The following is a 19,147-nucleotide window of genomic DNA, read 5'->3' as shown; positions in this document are numbered from 1 at the left end:
GTTCCAACAATCGGCGCCAATCCTTGATAAGTTCAATTCATGCGAAGAGCAGTATGTCCCGGTTCCTTTGACCCGATTCACAATGGTCATGTCGAAATCATCGCGCGCGCGGCCAGCCTTTTTGACGAGGTGATCGTAGCGGTATCCACCAACTACTCGAAGAAATACCGCTTTAGCGAAGATGAGAGAGTGGCCATGGTCGAGGAAACTGTGGGCGGACTGCGAGGCGTGAGCACAATTCCCATGGACCAAGGACTATTGGCAGATTTTTGCAAAGAGCACGGAGCCGAGGCAATCGTGAAGGGGCTTCGAAGCACGGTCGACTATGCCTACGAAATCCCAATGGCCACGATGAATCGGCACTTGACCGGTGTCGAAACCGTATTTCTGCAGGCTGATTCCCGGTATACGCACTTGTCGTCGTCGCTTCTCAAGGAAGTGCAATCGCTGGGCGGAGACGTCGCGGAATACTTTCCGCGCGCCGTCATGAAAAGGCTGCTGCGCTGATTGCATCTCAATGTAATTTGTAATTACACAGGGTAGATATAAGATGAGACCCTTGAAAGTTCCCTCAAACCAACTCGGACGGTTTTCCTAATATGAATCAACGGGCCATCACCAAGGCAGTCATTCCAGCCGCAGGACTCGGAACTCGATTCCTGCCAGCAACCAAGGCAATGCCTAAAGAAATGCTGCCGGTAGTCGATAAACCTGCAATTCAGTACGTCGTGTCCGAGGCTGTAAAGGCAGGATTCACTGACCTGCTCATGGTTACGGGCCGTAGCAAGCGAGCATTGGAAGATCACTTTGACCGTGTTCCTTCGCTGGAGTACTCGCTGGAAGCCAAGGGCGACAAGAAGAAACTGGACGCAATCCACGAAGCTACGCACCTCGGCGATATTCACTACGTTCGCCAGGGAGATCCCAAGGGGCTCGGTCATGCAGTCCTTTGCGCCAAGCAGCACGTAGGAAACGAGCCATTTGCAGTATTGCTCGGTGACGACCTGATTGACGAGCGCGATGAGCTTCTTTCGATCATGGCTGACGTGCAGCGGAAGACGGGTGGCTCGGTGATCGCATTGATGGAAGTGGAGCCGCAGCAGATCAGCGCCTATGGTTGCGCTGACGTTTCTGCTGTCGAAGGCGAAGAATTCGTCAAGGTCAGTGGTTTGGTAGAAAAGCCTGCCGTAGACGAGGCGCCTAGCAATTTGGCAATTATTGGCCGCTACTTGCTTCACCCGCGCGTCTTTGAAGTTCTGGAGCACACTGCTCCAGGTCGTGGCAATGAAATTCAGCTCACCGACGCATTGCAGGTATTGGCTTCGGCTGAAGGTGAAGGCTCCGGCGTTCACGCAGTTGTATTCCGCGGTCGCCGTTACGACACGGGCGACAAGCTCAGCTACCTGCAGGCCAACATCACCCTCGCGGTAGATCACGAGGATCTTGGTGCCGGCCTGAAGGCTTGGCTGAAAGATTTCGTAGCTAAGATCGACGACTAATTAGGCACGGACTGCTTTGACGGACGTTCTGGCAGCCTTTGTCCCCAAGCTGTTTTTGCGGTTTTTATTAAGTGATGGCGACCTAGTTCTAGGACTAGGTCGCCATTGTTGTATCAATTAGAGAGGTCCTGGTCTGGCCTGATCTCATCTCCAGTACTCTGATAGGGTCCTTAACGGGCGGACTTCTCTCTGACGAAAACGCAATTGTTCTCGCCCCCAATCTAAGATGCGGGCTGGGATAACTCCTTGATGAGTTTATTGGCTATTTCCAGATGCCCTTGCGTGTTGGGGTGAAACAAGTCGGACTTACCCTTCCACGTCTTCGTTCCTCGTGGCCCGCGATTCTGGGTATTTGCGTAAAGGTCTGACAGCGGAATGAAGATTCCGCTGTTTTGTGCACAGGTTCCTTTGACGACGGCATCCAGATCCTGCGCGATTTTAGTTTCTGGGCTGTACCAGACTCCTAAGCAAACGAATTCTACTGAAGGGGAGTGGGTCTTGATCCTCTTCAGATAATTCTGGTACTCCTTGCGAAAAGTATCGGTCGGTGTCTTGCCACCGGCGTCATTGGTGCCCAGTTCGATGATGGCGAGATCAAGGTCCTTGGGCATGGTTTTGCTATGGGCGATGTAATGCAACTTCGCTCCAGATTTGGCAACGGTTGTGATGGACTGAGTCCCCGTCGCCTTGAGCCTCCGCGACGTGATGGCGCGGAAGCTTTCAGGTAGTAGCTGTGCATCGCGGCCGACAGTGATCGAGTCGCCTGCAAACAGCACCTGGTCAAAATTACTTGTCCTGGAAGAATGTGTGGGTGTTGGGCTCGGAATTGAATCGACAGCGTGGCTGTTAGCCGAGACGATGCCTTGGATAGCGGGAACAAGGGCGACAGCCAATACAACGAACAGCACTAGTGCAAATGCTGCTCTTTGTCGGAATGACATTTTTCTATCCGTATTTACGTCAGGCACGTTCGGATCTCGCTTCAGATGTATGGGTGTTTGTCGATTGCTCAAAGTTTATCGGGCGGACCGGTTAATCCGTGGCCGGCTGTGAAGCCCAAAGCGTGAGTCTTAACGCTGAAGAGTCAGACCGCATATTCTTGAATCTAACTCATCGGAGTTTGAAAATGGCGACTGACCAAGCAGCCCAGGAATCTGCGACGTGGATCTCTAAAGGCGAACTTCGGTCTCTAAGCCCGCCACTGTCGGCGCAACAGATGCGCCTCATAGAGGTCCTCCCGAAGAGGAAGCTGCAGATTCGGGTCCGGAAGCCGGATGATTGCCCCACGAATGGTTCTGGAGAAAACGTGCTCCCACTTATCGATTTTGATTCAATTGCAGATTTTGCTCGGGAATAGATTTCTGGATATTTTCTTCGAATTTAGCGGAACCGTCTAAGCTGATTTTCTATGCCTCTACTTGCGTGGCGTTTATCACTCTGGTTTGCGGTCAATGCACTCAGCATAATCACAAGTAGCTTATGTATGCTTGCTCTTTGCGTGAAGTCTCCCGGATGGTCCGTTGGCTTCAGTTTGGTAGCCCGGGTGGAGATGATTTGAAACACGAAGAACCTGAAGAATTCTTATTTGCGTCTCGAAGCGCGCGCAATGAAGTTGAGCGAAAGAGGAAAAAGCGAACGAGAAACATAGTTGTCGCCGTGGTGGCGGCAATGCTGGTTTGCGTACTTGGCGCGGGTTATTTCGTCTTTGACCTCCAGCGGCAGTTCAACTCCAAATCCAATTCGCTGGCGCTTGGGTTTTCTGATGCTGATCAGGAAGCGCGCCCAGTGAAAGACCCAGACGACAAGTCGATGAACATTCTGATGCTTGGTGTTGACCATGCAGCGGATGACAGCGACGGTTCTGCCGCATTGAGCGGAGCAGTGGAACAGCGAAGTGATTCGATGATGCTGGTTCATATCCCGGAAGACCGCTCACAGGTGTACGTGATGTCCATGGTCCGTGACATGTACGTGGACATTCCTGGATACGGGAGCAACAAGTTAAACGCGGCTGTATCCTTGGGCGGGGTCCCGCTATTAATGCGAACGGTTGAAGGGCTCTTTGACACCAAAATCGACCATGTCGCCATGGTTGATTTTGAGGGGTTTAAGGAATTATCAACTGCGCTTGGGGGAGTCACCGTCGAGAATGACATTCCGTTCACTGCCCACGACACCGACTATTTTTATCCAGCAGGAAAAATTGATCTCGAAGGCGACCGTGCGCTGCGCTTCGTTCGCGAGCGCAAATCATTCACGAATGGCGATTACCAGCGAGTAGCCAACCAGCGTAAGTTCATCGCCGCTGCTGCAAACAAACTTCTCTCCTCTGACACCCTCACGAATCCGGTGAAGCTGTACGACATTGTCGACACCGTGTCGCCGTATCTGACATTCGATGAAGACTTCGATGCGGCGACCCTTGTCGGGCTCGGGATGCAGCTTAAGAAAGTCGATACTCAGAACATGGCAATGTTCACCATGCCCACCGCTGGTACATCGGTCAGCGCTGACGGTCAGTCCATTGAATTGGCTAGCGAATTGGCGATTGCCCAAATTGGTGAAGCGCTGCGGACAGACACGATGCAGAAGTATCTGGAAGAGAATCCTCCCGAAACAGAATAAACCCTGTGATCGGTGTGACAAATGCGTGGATGCACCTGTCCAATCACGTGGATGACGGATCCTATCTACTAGACTTTGAACATCTGTGCTTACTAACCAAGCGACAGTTGGCATTCGAGAATGAGGACTTTTGAGCATGACAGTTGCAGAGGAGGCCGACAAGTTCGGCTTGCACCGTGTAGGTGCGCGTCCTTCGTTGGGCGACTATCTGAGGCAAACTTGGGAGCGTCGTGAGTTCATTTATGAATTAGCGAAGGCTCGAGTTCAGAAGCAGAATCAGCAAAACCGTTTGGGAATGCTCTGGGTAGTCCTGAAGCCAACCATGAATGCAATCATGTACGGCGTGATTTTTGGAGTCTTGCAAGGCGACAAGAAAGCAGCAGATTTCCCGGTTTTCGTGGTTATCGGCGTCTTCCTTTTTGAATTCTTCACCAGCTCGATGAACGGCGGGGCAAAGTCGATCACTGGCAACTCTGCCTTGGTCCAATCCCTATCCTTTCCGCGCCTCAGCTTGCCAGTTGCACAGATAACGCAGAACTTGCTGACGCTGATGCCGATGGTGGCCATCATGTTCATTTATTCGATGATCCTGGGCACGTCACCGAAGTGGTCATGGTTCGGGATTATTCCGCTCATCGCATTATTCAGTGTTTTCAACATGGGTGTTGCGCTTATTTGCGCCAGGATCACTGTCCACGTGCGGGACTTCACGCAGATTCTTCCGCTGGTCACACGCATGCTCTTCTACACCTCCGGTGTCCTCTTCAGCGTCGACCGCATCCTCAGCCATTGGCCATGGCTGGTAACCGTCTTTGATTTCCACCCGTTGTATCAGACGCTGCAGCTAGCGCGAGCGATGATCATGGACACCGCCGACTATGATCCGATGGGTTGGGTCGTCGTGGGTGTCTGGTCTCTCGTGATGCTCGTCGTGGGACTTATTTTCTTCTGGAAGGCTGAGGAGCGTTACGGCCGTGCCAATTAGTTTTGATGATCTGATCAACCCGGAGTTGCACCCGGAGTATGAACCCGCACCGATTTTTTCTGACGATACATCCTTCATCGATGTCGTTAAGCCGGAGGACATCACGTCTTCCACGCTGACCGTTGATGAATCCCGTACGCCGGTCGTCATGGTGGACAACCTGCATGTTAAATACCAGGTGTTCTCCAGCGGCAAAGCGTTGGGCAATGCAGGTGCGCGGAGGCTATTGCAGCCAAAGATGCGTGGCGTGCGCACAGTGCATGCGCTCAAGGGTATTTCCTTCGTTGCCTACGAAAATGAATCCATTGGCATCATCGGTTCCAACGGCTCGGGTAAGTCAACACTTTTGCGTGCAATCACCGGGCTGACACCGCCTGCTGCTGGGTCAGTTTATGCACGGTCGCGCCCGAGCCTTCTGGGCGTCGGCGCTGCCCTGATTCCTGACCTCTCTGGTGACAAGAACATCACCCTGGGCGGCCTGGCTTTGGGATACAACCGCGAGCAGGTCGAACATATGCGTGAGGAAATCACCAAGTTTGCCGAGCTGGAAGAATTTATCGATCTTCCCATGCGGACTTACTCCTCAGGAATGGCCGCACGACTGAAATTCGCCATCGCCGCATCCAAAGAACACGACATCCTTATTGTCGATGAAGCCTTGGCAGTGGGCGACGCGAAGTTCCGCAAGCGCAGTGAAGCCAAGATCCGTGAAATTCGCGAGAATGCCGGCACCGTGTTCCTGGTTTCGCACTCAATGAATTCAATCAAGGAAACCTGCAATCGGTGCATCTGGATTGAAAAGGGTGTCCAGAAAATGGACGGCGACCCGGACACCGTGATCAAGGCCTACCAGAAGCACAAGAAGTAAGAGACGAATGACTGAATTTCCCGGCGTATCCTACGTCATGCCCGTGCTGAACGAGGCCGACTACCTGGAAGAGGCTGTCAACTCGATTCTCACCCAGGACTATGACGGAGAAAAGGAGCTGGTCATTGCGCTCGGCCCAAGTACCGACGACACCGATGCTGTTGCGCGCCGCCTGGCCGAAGCGGACTCCCGCATCACCCTGGTTGACAACCCCAAAGGCCGTACGCCGATTGCGCTGAATTTGGCAATCAAAGAGTCAGTTCATCCAATCATCATGCGCGTAGATGCGCACAGCGAGCTTCCATCCAACTACACCCGTCGCGGGGTAGAAACGCTGTATCGCGTCGGCGCCCACGACGTTGGCGGGCTGATGGACGCTCGGGGCCGTACAACGGTACAACGGGCCATCGCAGCGGCCTACCACTCCAAATTCGGTTTTGGTGGCCCCGCGTATCATTCTGGTGCTCCCGAGGGCGAAGCTGAGTCCGCTTATCTAGGAATATTTCGCCGCGAAGTGTTTGACGAGGTCGGCTTTTACGATGAGAACATGTGGCGTGCCCAGGACTGGGAACTCTGCCTTCGTATTCGCCAGGCAGGCCACAAGGTGTGGTTCGACCCTGAACTGAAGGTCGGTTACTACCCGCGCGAGACCTTCAAGGCCTTGGCACGGCAGTCCTATGCATCTGGCACGTGGCGCGGTGAAATCGCACGTCGATTCCCGGAGGGCAAATCGCTGCGACATGATATTCCACCCCTGCTTCTTGCCGGAGTGGGTCTCGGATCGATTGCCTTGATCGTTGCGCCCTTGACCAAGGATCGCGCACCCCGTGCACTTCAGGTCCTGATCAATGTTGCCGCTTCGGCGCCGCTGGTCTATGTGGCGGCAACGATGGCTGCTGGCTTTGCTTCCAAGGGCGAAGGGCTCAAGGAGAAACTCCTTACCGCTGGCGCGTTCCAATCAATTCATCTTCCGTGGGCGGCCGGGTACCTCAAGGGACGCATCTTTGGCGCCGGTGGAACTTTGGATAAAGGCCGGGTCAAGTGACTGTCGACCGCCCAAAGAATCCGACGCTGGATCAGCTCCGAGCTGTCTGCCAGCCACCTGAGGTGAAAGCTCGGAAGAACGCTGAACACTGGACCGCTGAACTCTATCTTCGCCATATCTCCATTTACCTGACGGCCCTCTTGGTCAGAACACGCATCACTGCTAATGGAGTCACCGGTTTGATGATTCTTGCCGGCTGGTGCATGTCGCTTGCGCTGCTCATACCGGGTATTTGGGGGCCGATTCTAGCGGTTGTCCTGTCGCAAGTACAGCTGTATTTCGATTGCTCTGATGGCGAGGTGGCGCGGTGGCGCGCCTCCCAGTCGCCACGTGGAATCTTCATCGATATGGTGGGGCACCATACGACAGAAGCCTTGATTCCCATTGCGCTGGGTTACCGGGTGTTCAAAGAACTCTCAGTCGACGGAGCAATGAGCGCACAAGCATGGCCTGCCCTGTTCATGGGTGCTTGCTTGTCTGTCCTGCTGGTGCTCAATCGTTCACAGTCCCTGATGGTTCACGCTGCTCGGGGCATGGCCGGTTTGCCGAAGCTTCCGGATACTGCTGCCGCGCGAGCTGTCTCTACTGCAACTGCCATCGGCCGTTTACGCGCGATGGCGCGATTCCTTCCGTTCCACCGTTTGCTGCATGCTGTGGAGCTGAGCTTGCTCATTCTCCTGTGCTCCATCATTTCGGCGATTGCAGGGATGCCAGGGCTGGCGGAAAAGTGGATGATATGGATTCTGCTTCCTGCCTGCGTATTGGTGAATATCGGGCACTTTTTATCAAATATGGTGTCTTCGCGGTTGAAAGCGTAAATCTTCGCTACCGCAACTAAACAAACGGAAAGGGCAGAGCATGGATAATCGACTCGCTCCAACAGTCGGCGTTGTCGTATTGACCATGGGCAACCGCCCGGTAGAACTTCGTCGCGCGTTGGATTCGTTGCTCGCGCAACGGGATGTCGTCATCAATGCGGTAGTCGTTGGCAACGGTTGGGATCCAACCGACATCCCTGAAGGAATCAAGACGCATTTCTTGCCAGAAAACCTCGGCATTCCTGCCGGTAGAAATGCCGGGGTGGCTCAAGTCGAGGGGGAGTACCTTTGCTTCCTCGATGATGATTCATGGTTCCTGGACGACGATTTCTTGATTACCGCCGTAAACCGTTTTAAGAAGTACCCGAGGATGGGGCTGCTCCAGCCTCGTATCACCGATCCTGAGCACAGTGATCAGAATCCAACTCGCTGGATTCCCCGATTGAAGAAGCGCACCGCGGAAGAACCAAGCCGAGTCTTCCACGTCGGAGAGACCTGCCTCGTGACAACCCGCGAGCTCTTTGACCTCACAGGTGGTTGGGCCGGTGGATTCTGGTACGCGCACGAAGGCATCGAACTGGCCTGGCGCATTTGGGACACCGGAACGTACGTCTGGTATGCCGGCGACATGCGTATCGGACACCCTGTAGTGGACCCGCGCCGGCATGAAGAGTTCTATCGCCTTAACGCGCGCAATCGTGTTTGGCTTGCTCGCAGGAATTTGCCTGCACCGTTCACCTGGATCTACCCGACAACGTGGATGCTCATTGAATGCCTGCGAATGCGCAAGAAACCCAACGCAGTCAACCAGTACTTGGCTGGTTGGAAGGCGGGTTGGAAGGGAAGTCCCTGGTACCGGGAACCACGCTCGAAGCTGCGTTGGATAACGCTGCTTCGAATGACTCTTTCGGGACGTCCACCGATTATTTGACCGGTGCGGCTCAAGCGGAAGGGATGACTGCCTGAATATCGGCCGGTCGAAATCGGTTTAGCCGATCGAGTGGACTACCGCTAGGCTAGCTGGTAGGTAAATAGAAGATTAACGCTTATCGGACTACTGGCGCGATAATTAGTGTGTACCCACAAAGAACAGCGATTGCCTTGTTCTTCCAGAACACCAGCTAGAGCGCCCGTTTAATTGCCAGTAATAGACTTTGCAGAAGGAAATTCAAATGACTAAGACCGTGTTGACCTATGGAACCTTCGACTTGTTCCACATTGGGCACCTGAACATCTTGAAGCGTTTGAAGGCCAAGGGTGACCGCTTGATCGTTGGTGTCTCCACCGACGAATTCAACGCGATCAAGGGTAAAAAGCCGGTAGTGCCATTCGAACAGCGTCGTGAAATCGTCCAGGCCATCGAGTACGTTGACCTTGCTATCCCGGAGGAGAACTGGGAGCAGAAGCGCCTTGATATCAAGAAGTACGATGCCAAGGTCTTCGGAATTGGTGAAGACTGGAAGGGCAAATTCGATGACCTCGGGGATGAAGTAGAGGTCGTCTACCTTCCGCGTACTACGGGAATCTCAACGACTGAGATGAAGCGCGTGCTGAGCGAATTTGATGAACGCCATGTCCAGTCCTTGAAGAGCACGCTGGATACGCTGAGCCAGATTGTCAAGGAACTGAGCTAAGCGAAGTTTCTGACTGCAAGCATTTGTAATACCTTATTGAAAGATCTCATGTCCAACGAGTACTTCAGCAGTTCAATCAAAGGCAGCGTTAAGTCCCTATTGCGCATGGTCGGGCGTCAGCCCGGAGCTAAGCGACTAAATCGGGCCATGGGCTTCGTCAACCGACCGGCTGGAGCAAACGTTGGCGTGTCCAACATTCAGCTTCCTGGATCTGTTGCCGTGTACTTCGGAGACGGCGCCGATAAGATTTATCAGGTTGCCCAGTGGCTGCCCGTTCTAGAAGAACTGCATCAAAAAGAAGAAGTCTTACTGGTGTTCCGCACGCTCGGCGCCTTTAAGGCTGCTGGAAAGCTGACTGCACTTCCAAAGGTTTTCGTTCGACGATTCTCGGACCTCATGGACGTTTATGATGACAATGAATTAAAACTTGTTATTTACGTTAACAACTCTCGCAGTAATTTCCAGTCCTTGGATCACCCTCGACTGGTCCATGTGCACGTAAACCATGGCGAGAGCGACAAGCTTTCGATGGTCTCCAATAAGGCCAAGGCTTATGACAAGGTATTTGTCGCGGGCCCGGCAGCCATCAAACGGCATCAGACCATGCTGATTGATTTCGATTACAACAAGTTGCTTGTGACAGGGCGCCCACAACTAGATATCGACTTCAAGTTGGAGCTATCGCCGAGCGACAAACTGGATGTAATGTATGCGCCGACGTGGGAAGGCGAAAACGAAGATAATAACTACACTTCGTTGGATAAATACGGTGTCGCTATAGTCGAGGCGCTGCTTGAAAACCCACTATGGCGGGTCATTTACAAACCGCACCCTCGCATTCAGTCCAGTACTACTCCGGGTATTGCTCAAGCCCATACTCGCATTCTGGAGCTGCTCAAGACTGCGAATGATGCTGGGGCGAAACACGTAATTTCTGAACAGGGCAATATCTTGGCCATGTTCGACTCGACTGATGCGCTGATTACTGATGTTTCAAGTGTGGGCCTGGACTATCTTTATCTTCACCCGGACAACCCTTTGGTCATCTCCGATCGTCGCACTAACCGGGATATTCTTCACCGCGATGCTCCCGTCGCGCAGTCGTGCCATGTTGTAGATGCAGCTAGCGTAAAAAATATCCAAGACCTGCTGACCAGTGCGCTGACGCATGACGTGCATAAGGAGCAGCGCATGGAGATGCGCCAGTTCTATTTTGGAGATCTTGATCGAGGCGATTCAACTACGCGCTTCCAAAACGTGATTCAGGAATTGATCAGTGAACGCCAAGGAAAGCTGCAGAGCTTCCGGGGGTGGCATAGCTAGTTCGCCCCTTGTGCTACCGCCCAGGCTGCAGATGATTTCACTTCCGCAGCTATCGGATCGTCACTCCGTTTAGTCAAGTATCCCTGAAGCCGACTCCAAGACTATTTTTAGGTTAGCAGTGGCATTTCAACACTGTTTGAGTGATGACGAGGGGTAACCTTGTTCAGTGGATCACATGGGACGGTAGCCAACGCACTACGTTGCTGGTGACTTTCCCATGCCATTCGCGCAGGAACGCCGAGCGTCTTCCCGAAGGTCATCCGGGAAAGAACGGCTAAAATAATGAAGGACTTATTCGTGCCAGTTGAGATTCGATCTGTGCAAGATCTAGCGCAGTCTGCAATGCAAAGTTTGCGTACCCGTCGGTTGAAGCGCAAGAAGTACCGCTACTATCCCGGATACCAACAGCTGGATCTCTCGGTTCGAGGGGAAACACTTCATATCGGTGCGCGTGTCGAGCATCAAGTGCGTTCGGTATCCGTACTGCACGGCAACCACATTGTTTCTTCTGTGGAACCACTTTCATCGGCTTTAGCCAACAAAGCGGGCGGCGAATTGCGCCAGATCAACGCAGATCTGGATCTGTCCTCGCTTCTTGAACAATGGCATGAATATCGTGAACGTTCTTCTGTCTACGAAGAGCTTGAATTCACCGAGACCGATGCCGACACCGATGAGGACGAAGCCGAAGACAACTCGGTTACTTTAGAAGATGACCAGTATTCCGGTACGGTTCGCCTTGCTCTTACCTTTAATGTGGATTTTGATGCTTTGCCAACAGGCATAGCATGGTTGCAGCTGTCTGAAGGCGGAGAACTAGTTCGCCGCAGAGAAGTTCGGCGGCAAATTGAAGCTGGCGAGATCACTCTCAACGGCCCGGTAATTGCACATCGAATATTGGGGCGATTCTCATCAACCACGCTCAGCGAAGGCTCGGTATACGTCTCGGGCGAACGCAGCGTAGGGCTGTATATCAATAAGAAGGCCGAAGTGGCTTTGGGGCTGAACCGTCCACTGAAGTTCAAGCACCGTATCCGCACTGACATCACTCAAGTTCGAGATGGCGAGTTGTCATTGGGCGGCGTTTTGGAAACGCAGAGCGATCGCCTGACTGAGGTGACTCTACAACTTGTTGGGCGTAAATCGGACTTCGCCGTTGAGACGCCAGTTAAGCTGTCCTTTGACGAGAATCTTGCAACAAAGCGCTTTGGACGTGCTATTTATAATTGGTCTGCTTCAGTGGATTTCAAGTCGGTCGACTGGAGCAAGATCGACCGCGGAGATAACTACGACCTCTATCTTTTGGTGTCATCCAATTCAAGCAGTGAAGTCTCGCGAATGCGCGTGACACGAACTCCGTTTGGCGTGCGGTCTACAACGCGTGCCGATACTTCGACAGTTGGCGACAAGACGCTAGCCATATCGCCATATTTCACCTTCAAGGCCAAATCGACATCACTCATTCTGGAAGTGTTCGACAAGGATGCCTTCGCAGTGCTTGCCGAGACCAAGCAACGTAGTTTCCCAGATGACCAGAGCGTAGGCTCCAAGCCAATTTGGATCGTTGGCGAACTGTCTTATAAAGCGCAGGACAACGGGCTGCACTTGTTTAAGTATCTGCGAAGCGAGCGCAAAGACATTGATGCTTACTACGTGATCGATGAAAATGCTCCGGATCTGCGGAATTTTGACTCCTTGGACCACGTCGTATTCCATGGCAGCAAGGAGCATTTTGAACTAGCTATTCGTTGCCAGCGTTTTATTGGGACGCATCACGCGGATTACCTATTCCCAACTAGGCACTATAGCTTCTCTTCACGTTGCAGGGCCACACGAGTATTTTTGCAGCATGGCGTCATGGGGACTAAATGGATGGTTCCTAACTATGGCAAGAACTCTCCTGGTTTTGCCACTGACCTCTTCATGGTTTCATCAGAACGCGAAAAGCAATACATTGTCAATGATTTCCTTTACTCGCCGGACGAAGTCAAAGTTACCGGGCTGTCCCGCTTTGACGCGTTGCTTGCCAACGACCTTGCGATCAACGAAAACATGCTGCTGATAATACCGACGTGGCGTGATTGGTTGCAGAATGAAGAAGTTTTCCTTGAATCAGAGTATCTAGAACAATGGAAAAATTTACTGAATTCGCCGGAGCTTCAGGCACTTGTTGAAAAGCACGGATTGGAAGTCGTCTTTTGCTTGCACCCTAATATGATGCAATTCAGGGACCACTTCGAGGGTGCCCCGGCTCGATTGATAGTCCAAGGCGAGATCGACGTTCAGGAGCTTATTAAGACTTCTGCGATTATGATTACCGATTATTCATCGGTGAATTTTGACTTCAGTTTCCTGCACAAGCCGGTTCACTACTTCCAATTTGATCGTGCGCGCTTCCTCGGGCCAAAAGGTTCCCACTTGAATCTTGACGAAGAATTGCCAGGACGTATTGCCTTTGACGCTGAGACGTTGTTGGAGGATCTTGCGCAAACCTTGCAACGCGGCAAGAGCATGGAAGACAAATACCGCAATCGTGCAGACGTCTTTATGACGTATCGGGATCAAAATAATTCGCAGCGGGTAACAGAGGAAATTGAGAAAGCAGAGTTGCGGAAAAACTCTGGCATCGGCTGGCGCGCCGAATTACCGGTGAAGTTGAAAAACAAGTTCCGACGAAACAAGCACTACTTCGACGTCATGCGCAAGCTATTCAAGCTCTTCAAGCTTGCTCCCATGGAAGAAGACCTGATCGTATTTGAATCAGGCCTTGGGCGACAATATGGGGATTCACCGCGATACATTTACGAGGAATTGATTCGTCAAGGCGATACTCGTCGTAAGGTCTGGGTTTATTCAGGAGGGCACCGATTCACGGATCCCTTGACCACCACCGTCAAGCGACTGTCGCCCGAATACTTCTGGTACCTAGCCAGGGCAAAGTACTGGGTGAATAATCAGAGCTTCCCGCATTACGTGCAGCGTCGTTCCAAGGGAGTGTTCCTGCAAACTTGGCATGGAACTCCCCTCAAGCAGATGGCCCTCGATATTCGAGAAGTTCATGGTCGCGACGAAGGGTACCTGGAGCGAGTTACTAGAGCAACGCGTCAGTGGACGCATCTCATTTCACCCTCAAGTTACACCAGCGACATCATGCGATCTGCATACGCTTTCTCAGGTGAAGCTGTGGAGGTTGGGTATCCTCGAAACGATATCTTGACAAGCCAAGACGTTGTGGACCGTGAGAAAAATATTCGTGATGAGCTCGCAATACCGCCCGGAGTTAAAACCGTTCTATACGCTCCGACGTTCCGCGACGACGCTGCCTCAGGCCGTGGCAAATTCAGGTTTGATTTGCCAATGGACTTGGATGAGTTTGATATGCGCTTCGGCGAAGACACGATCCTCTTGCTTCGTATGCATGTGTTGGTATCGAACGCAGTTACCATTCCGGAACGCCTGAGGCATCGCATCATCGATGTTTCGCGGCATCCAGATATCCAGGAGCTGTACTTGGCATCCGATGTTCTCATAACGGATTATTCATCGGTGTTTTTTGACTACTCTTTGTTGCGTCGACCAATTATCTTCTACGCATACGATTTGGAGAACTACCGGGACAACCTTCGCGGTTTCTATTTGGATTACGAAAGTGCACTGCCGGGGCCAATCGTTGAAAACCAAAGTGACCTTTGGGCGACATTATCCTCGGCCTTGGCCGGTGAACCCCTAGCCGGCGTGGACCGTGAGGAGTTCATTAAGAAATTCGCTCCTCATGATGACGGATTAGCATCACAGCGGGTCGTGGAGCGTTTCTTTAAATAGAAGGGCTTGGCCAACTGCCAAAACGACGTGATACCGGACCTCTCAAAGGTCCGGTACCACGTCGTGTTAAAGTCGACTAGCGGCCAGCTTCGCTATGCTTTTCAACTAATGCAAGAGTTTCTGAAATGAATCTTTGCATGCTGGCACCTGGAGAAATGTCGCCAAAGTAGTAGTTGACCAGCTCCGGTTGCCGCAAGCTTTCGTCGGCTAAGGCATCTCGTGCCGAACTGGCGAAATCTTCTATTCCATTCGCCTTCAACGTTGTGACTTGCGCGAGCGCCGGAGAGTCAACGATGCTGGCATTGTCTGACACGGGTTTCGTTACGTACAGTAGTTTTCCCGTGGCCAAGAAGTCATAAGCTATGGCGGATATATCTGTGACGCAGACATCGGCAACCGACCATTGCCAACCCCAGTGGGCAGAATCGTCGAAAAAGAACTGAGCTTCTGAGCCTTCGTTAGTTGTGCTCAGTTGCATTTTTATTCGTTCTAGAGCTTGTCGGTAAGCCTTTGAGTTCTGGCCCGAACGTGGGTGCGGACGAAAAATAATGTTAAACCCGCCGTCTCTGATCAGCGCGTCAACCAGCTGTTCACCATGAGAAAGCACCGATCCGTAATTCATGGACGGCCTGTCGCCTTCCCAGGTTGGTGCGTAGAGTATCGTCGGCAGTTCGTTGTTTAAATCTATTGGTGACGCATAGTGAACATCAATTTGTGGACGGCCAACTAAGCGGCAGCGCGTTGACGCGTCGAAATTTCGCAAGTGCTTTTGTAGACGGTCGTGGGCAGCCTGGCCAGCTGAAAAAACATAATCGTAGGCCTTGAGCTGGTTGGACCACATGTACGCTTTCTCGCTTTCCCCATGGCAAATGAATACATGGTCAGGAGAATTGAAACGCATGATTTGGAAATTGCGGATATTTTGATTCACATAGAACACCACGCGCAGATCCTGGGACTGTACTAGCCGCTCAACGTCCTCAATTTTTGGCGCAAAGTGAATCGGCAGAGGGCATTCTTTGTATAAATGCATGGCCGCGTCAGGATTTCGCACGATGATTACTACAGGAACAAACTCGGCTAGAGCGAGAAGCGGTTCATACCATTGCCTGATCTGATATGCATTGACCATCGCGTCGGGAAAGTGCAAGGCAACTTTGTACCTGTCCGGACCGCCAGGTAGTTTGCGCAGCTCTGCAGCGTGATCGCGAATGAACTTCAGATGTTTTCGGGTAGCAAGACTCGTATGGATTTTATTGATGACCCTATTGATGGTTCGATTAACGTTCATAAAAGTTCCTTCACCACGAAATTCGACGCAAGACTAAGCATAATTGCCGGATCCTCTTTCTCGAGGCCCATGTTCTCAGCACTTGCGTCGGGTGCAGTCTTGTCAATATTTCTAGTCGCCAATGAGGTCTTAGGATTAAGCGGCTTTTCTCAGCGGTAGCTGCTCTGCCTGTACATCCCCTACAACTAGCTTGAGGGACTCGGTGATGAATCGGCGCATGCTGGCGCCTGCAGTCACATCCCCAAAGTAGTATTCAACGACTTCGCGCAAGTCCACATTATTTTCCGTGAGAGCGGAACGAATGAGCGATGGCGCATTTTCTGAGGCCTCTGCGCTCAGAGAAGGCACCCTGGCCAGTGCCGGTGAATCATGAACCGCGGCTTCGCTAGAGGCTGGTCGGGTGACATGCATTGGCTTGCCCGTTGCCAAGAAGTCGTAAGCGACTGCCGAGATGTCGGTGACGCAAAAGTCCGATGTGCTCCATTGCCAACCCCAACCAGCGGTGTCGTCAAAGAACAACTGTGCGCTCGAATTGGCATTGGCCTCTGCCAGCTTCCGGCGAATTCTTTCTACTGCCTTTCCATAGGCTGCCGAATTCTTGCCGGACCGAGGATGCGGACGGAAGATCAAATTGAACCCGCCGTCACTGATGAGTGCATCGACCAGTTGCTCGCCGTGCGAAATTACAGACCCGTACTGCATTGACGGACGGTCGCCCTCCCACGTTGGCGCATAGAGCACCGTGGGTAAGGCAGGGTCTGGAGAAAAAGGGGCCACATATGAAACGTCAATCTGCGGACGTCCAATGAGGCGAGTCCGTTCTTGGGCATCGAAATTATGCAATTGCGAGGAGAGGCGGTCACGTGCGGCCTGACCAGCGGAGAATACGAAGTCGTACGCCTTCAGCTGGTTGGACCACATGTAGGACTTTTCGCTCTCACCGTGGCAGATAAAGACATGCTTAGGTTCGTTGAAGCGCAACATCTGGAAATTATGAATGTTCTGGTTCACATAGAACATCAGGCGCAAGTCTTGAGAGTCAACGAGGCGCTCAAGATCTTCAACCGTTGGGGCGTAGTACACAGGCAACGGGCATTCATCGCGCAAAGCTAAAGCGGTATCCGGGCGACGAGTGATGACAGCTATTGGCATGAAATCGGCCAGTTGCTTCATCGGTTCGTACCACTGGCGAATTTGATACGCGTTGACCATCTCGTCTGCGAAGTACAAGGCGGCCTTATAGCGGTCTTCGCCAACCGGAGCGTGGATTAGATCAGTGGCATAACGCTCGATGAATTGACGCTGCTGCTTATCAGCAAGACTTTGACGGGCACGATTTGCCACCCTTTGCAGGGTATTCAATAGCTTCATCTCAGATCCTTTGCCGATAGTAACTGCACCGTTCTCACAAGCATAAGATCAAGATCTAGTTAAGGGCTGTTTACATGCCTTGAAACGCCCATGAACCTAGGTAATTTTAAGGTTATGACCTAAATTCGTACAGGTAAGCCTACTGGCAGGGGGTCAAAAACAGCTTTTTGGCCCTTCACGCCAGACGTGCGTGAACTTCATTTTGAATCGCGCTACGATATGTTGTGGTGAGTGCAACACCAACGGGAGGGTTCTATAACTGGTTTCAGTTTGGGATCTTGGGTTGTGGCAAGCTAAGATGAAATGTCGGACTATGTTTTAGTAGGAGTCATCATTAGCGAAAAGCGTTCTGATCGATCGTCACATGGCGCACTCGATCGCAACTCGCCTCTGGTTTTTTCAACCAGGGATCTCGGCCGTTCGCCGGGCTCAATGGAGATTCTCAACGAGCAGGTTCCGGCACCCGCAGATGTGGGAAATGCACTCATCGGCATTCGTGGAGGATCTGAGCTTGACTTAGATCTTCGCCTTGAAGCCGTGCATGAAGGAATTTTGGTATCGGGTACCGCTACAGCGCTAATTGCTGGGGAATGTGGACGATGCCTGGATTCCATCGAGTACGACTACGAGGCTGATATTCAGGAGCTCTTCTACTATGAAGAGAGCGAAGAATTCGAAGACGATGATGATGTGGATCAGTATTGGGTAATCGGTGACTTGATTGACATCGATCCGGTATTACGGAGCGCAGTGGTTACCGCCCTGCCGTTCCAGCCGGTTTGCCGGGAAGATTGCTTGGGGCTCTGCAATGAATGCGGAATCAACCTCAACGAAGACCCTGAGCATCACCATGAGATTCTGGATCCACGTTGGGCAGCGCTAGCGCAGCTGTCCGACAATGTCGCAGAGGATGCGGCAACAAATAAAACGTCAGACAAGAGAGAAGAGAAGTAGTCGTGGCTGTTCCAAAGCGGAAGATGTCCCGTGCGAATACTCGTGCCCGCCGTTCTCAGTGGAAGGCTACCGCACCGAGCTTGGTGAAGACCGTTGAAAACGGTCGCGTAACCTACAGCCTGCCTCACCAGGCTAAGGTTGTCACTGACTCGGCTGGTACCGAATTGTTCCTTGAGTACAAGGGTCGCAAGGTCGCAGACGTCTAAGACATGTCTTCTAAAGAAGAACTTATGAAACGTCTCGGAATCGATATTGATTCCGAGACGTTTCGTCTTGCATTCACCCATCGCTCGTACTCATACGAGAACGGTGGCATTCCAACGAACGAACGCCTTGAATTCCTCGGCGACTCCATCCTTGGCTTCTGCGTTGCAGAATACCTTTACGCAAAATTCCCGGATCTGCCCGAAGGCGATCTCGCGAAGCGCCGTGCTGCCATTGTCAGCACCCGTGCCCTGGCGATGATCGCTCGTGATCTGGAAGTTGGAGAGCACTTGCTGCTTGGACGCGGGGAAGCCCAGTCCAACGGTGCCAACAAGTCCTCCATTTTGGCTGACACCATGGAATCGATTCTTGGTGCCACCTACCTGGTGCAGGGGATGGACGCCGCACGGGCCTTTGTGCTGCGCTTTGTCACCCCACTGCTAGAGGATCCCCGGCTGATTGGAGCCACAACCGACTGGAAAACTGTTATCCAGGAAGTTGTTGCCTCCCGCAAACTTGGCGAGCTTCGCTACCAAGTCACCGGATCCGGCCCGGACCACGCCCGCACTTACATTGCAGTACTGCATATTGGCGACGAGGGATACGGCCAGGGACATGGCCCCTCGAAAAAAGAAGCTGAGCAGGAAGCTGCCCACCAAACGTGGTTGCAGTTCAATCCTGGCCAGCAAGTACCCAAAAGCTAAGCGC

At 52.4% G+C, this 19,147-nt stretch carries 17 protein-coding genes; 14 read left to right on the top strand and 3 right to left on the bottom strand.

Going from position 1 to position 19,147, the window contains the following annotated elements; translation table 11 throughout:
- The first annotated feature begins 39 nt into the window (after positions 1–39).
- A complete protein-coding gene (gene coaD, locus AC6CHO_RS09475) occupies positions 40–507 on the top strand; it encodes a pantetheine-phosphate adenylyltransferase (RefSeq protein WP_498214783.1) in 468 nt (155 codons plus the stop codon).
- A gap of 92 nt (positions 508–599) precedes the next feature.
- On the top strand, positions 600–1,499 hold the full coding sequence (galU, locus tag AC6CHO_RS09470) for a UTP--glucose-1-phosphate uridylyltransferase GalU (RefSeq protein ID WP_498214782.1): 900 nt from the start codon (positions 600–602) through the stop codon (positions 1,497–1,499).
- Between the two features lie 221 nt (positions 1,500–1,720).
- Here galU and AC6CHO_RS09465 read toward each other — a convergent pair whose 3' ends face one another.
- Positions 1,721–2,440 carry an SGNH/GDSL hydrolase family protein gene (locus AC6CHO_RS09465; protein ID WP_498214781.1) on the bottom strand — a complete coding sequence of 240 codons (720 nt, stop codon included), beginning with the start codon at positions 2,438–2,440 and terminating at the stop codon, positions 1,721–1,723.
- A gap of 553 nt (positions 2,441–2,993) precedes the next feature.
- Here AC6CHO_RS09465 and AC6CHO_RS09460 point away from each other — a divergent pair.
- The 9 genes from AC6CHO_RS09460 (at position 2,994) to AC6CHO_RS09420 (ending at position 14,619) form a co-directional block, all read left to right on the top strand.
- Positions 2,994–4,124, top strand: coding sequence for an LCP family protein (locus tag AC6CHO_RS09460; RefSeq protein ID WP_498214780.1), 1,131 nt, complete (start codon positions 2,994–2,996; stop codon positions 4,122–4,124).
- 196 nt (positions 4,125–4,320) lie between these two features.
- On the top strand, positions 4,321–5,109 hold the full coding sequence (locus tag AC6CHO_RS09455) for an ABC transporter permease (RefSeq protein ID WP_498214779.1): 789 nt from the start codon (positions 4,321–4,323) through the stop codon (positions 5,107–5,109).
- A gap of 10 nt (positions 5,110–5,119) precedes the next feature.
- Positions 5,120–5,977, top strand: a complete 858-nt coding sequence (locus AC6CHO_RS09450; protein ID WP_498214962.1) for an ABC transporter ATP-binding protein — start codon at positions 5,120–5,122, stop codon at positions 5,975–5,977.
- A gap of 7 nt (positions 5,978–5,984) precedes the next feature.
- Entirely contained in the window at positions 5,985–7,022 is a 1,038-nt protein-coding gene (locus AC6CHO_RS09445; RefSeq protein WP_498214778.1) for a glycosyltransferase family 2 protein, read from the top strand.
- A complete protein-coding gene (locus AC6CHO_RS09440) occupies positions 7,019–7,840 on the top strand; it encodes a CDP-alcohol phosphatidyltransferase family protein (protein ID WP_498214777.1) in 822 nt (273 codons plus the stop codon). Before AC6CHO_RS09445 ends, AC6CHO_RS09440 begins: the two co-directional genes overlap by 4 nt.
- A 40-nt stretch (positions 7,841–7,880) precedes the next feature.
- Positions 7,881–8,771, top strand: a complete 891-nt coding sequence (locus AC6CHO_RS09435) for a glycosyltransferase family 2 protein (protein WP_498214776.1) — start codon at positions 7,881–7,883, stop codon at positions 8,769–8,771.
- 241 nt (positions 8,772–9,012) lie between these two features.
- The gene (locus tag AC6CHO_RS09430) at positions 9,013–9,474 is read left to right on the top strand and encodes an FAD synthase family protein (protein ID WP_498214775.1); all 462 of its coding nucleotides are present in this window, start codon (positions 9,013–9,015) and stop codon (positions 9,472–9,474) included.
- 48 nt (positions 9,475–9,522) lie between these two features.
- A complete protein-coding gene (locus tag AC6CHO_RS09425; protein WP_498214774.1) occupies positions 9,523–10,797 on the top strand; it encodes a CDP-glycerol glycerophosphotransferase family protein in 1,275 nt (424 codons plus the stop codon).
- A gap of 297 nt (positions 10,798–11,094) precedes the next feature.
- A complete protein-coding gene (locus AC6CHO_RS09420) occupies positions 11,095–14,619 on the top strand; it encodes a CDP-glycerol glycerophosphotransferase family protein (protein ID WP_498214773.1) in 3,525 nt (1,174 codons plus the stop codon).
- A gap of 76 nt (positions 14,620–14,695) precedes the next feature.
- Here the strand turns inward: AC6CHO_RS09420 and AC6CHO_RS09415 are convergent, their stop codons facing one another.
- Together AC6CHO_RS09415 and AC6CHO_RS09410 are read right to left on the bottom strand one after the other, a co-directional pair.
- The gene (locus tag AC6CHO_RS09415) at positions 14,696–15,910 is read right to left on the bottom strand and encodes a CDP-glycerol glycerophosphotransferase family protein (RefSeq protein WP_498214772.1); all 1,215 of its coding nucleotides are present in this window, start codon (positions 15,908–15,910) and stop codon (positions 14,696–14,698) included.
- Positions 15,911–16,045: 135 nt separating this feature from the next.
- Positions 16,046–17,281 (bottom strand): CDP-glycerol glycerophosphotransferase family protein, encoded by a 1,236-nt coding sequence (locus AC6CHO_RS09410; RefSeq protein WP_498214771.1) that lies wholly within the window; start codon positions 17,279–17,281, stop codon positions 16,046–16,048.
- Positions 17,282–17,671: 390 nt separating this feature from the next.
- On the opposite strand from AC6CHO_RS09410, the gene AC6CHO_RS09405 reads away from it, so the two are divergent.
- From AC6CHO_RS09405 to rnc, 3 genes are read left to right on the top strand one after another with little or no spacing between them, the layout of a single operon-like run.
- Positions 17,672–18,235, top strand: coding sequence for a YceD family protein (locus AC6CHO_RS09405; RefSeq protein ID WP_498214961.1), 564 nt, complete (start codon positions 17,672–17,674; stop codon positions 18,233–18,235).
- 2 nt (positions 18,236–18,237) lie between these two features.
- Complete coding sequence (gene rpmF / locus AC6CHO_RS09400; RefSeq protein ID WP_060701450.1) at positions 18,238–18,441, top strand: 50S ribosomal protein L32; 204 nt, start codon at positions 18,238–18,240, stop codon at positions 18,439–18,441.
- A 24-nt stretch (positions 18,442–18,465) separates the two neighbouring features.
- A complete protein-coding gene (gene rnc / locus AC6CHO_RS09395) occupies positions 18,466–19,143 on the top strand; it encodes a ribonuclease III (protein WP_498214770.1) in 678 nt (225 codons plus the stop codon).
- The last annotated feature ends 4 nt before the right edge of the window (positions 19,144–19,147 follow it).

Source organism: Glutamicibacter sp. GQ173, assembly GCF_059759215.1.
This window is presented reverse-complemented; position numbering and strand designations above follow the sequence as displayed.

What these genes read in the sequence shown, in the direction of transcription:
- coaD (WP_498214783.1), top strand. Translation starts at nt 40, where the DNA reads ATGCGAAGAGCAGTATGTCCCGGTTCCTTTGACCCGATTCACAATGGT.
- galU (WP_498214782.1), top strand. Translation starts at nt 600, where the DNA reads ATGAATCAACGGGCCATCACCAAGGCAGTCATTCCAGCCGCAGGACTC.
- AC6CHO_RS09465 (WP_498214781.1), bottom strand. Translation starts at nt 2,440, where the DNA reads ATGTCATTCCGACAAAGAGCAGCATTTGCACTAGTGCTGTTCGTTGTA.
- AC6CHO_RS09445 (WP_498214778.1), top strand. Translation starts at nt 5,985, where the DNA reads ATGACTGAATTTCCCGGCGTATCCTACGTCATGCCCGTGCTGAACGAG.
- AC6CHO_RS09435 (WP_498214776.1), top strand. Translation starts at nt 7,881, where the DNA reads ATGGATAATCGACTCGCTCCAACAGTCGGCGTTGTCGTATTGACCATG.
- AC6CHO_RS09430 (WP_498214775.1), top strand. Translation starts at nt 9,013, where the DNA reads ATGACTAAGACCGTGTTGACCTATGGAACCTTCGACTTGTTCCACATT.
- AC6CHO_RS09425 (WP_498214774.1), top strand. Translation starts at nt 9,523, where the DNA reads ATGTCCAACGAGTACTTCAGCAGTTCAATCAAAGGCAGCGTTAAGTCC.
- AC6CHO_RS09415 (WP_498214772.1), bottom strand. Translation starts at nt 15,910, where the DNA reads ATGAACGTTAATCGAACCATCAATAGGGTCATCAATAAAATCCATACG.
- AC6CHO_RS09410 (WP_498214771.1), bottom strand. Translation starts at nt 17,281, where the DNA reads ATGAAGCTATTGAATACCCTGCAAAGGGTGGCAAATCGTGCCCGTCAA.
- rnc (WP_498214770.1), top strand. Translation starts at nt 18,466, where the DNA reads ATGAAACGTCTCGGAATCGATATTGATTCCGAGACGTTTCGTCTTGCA.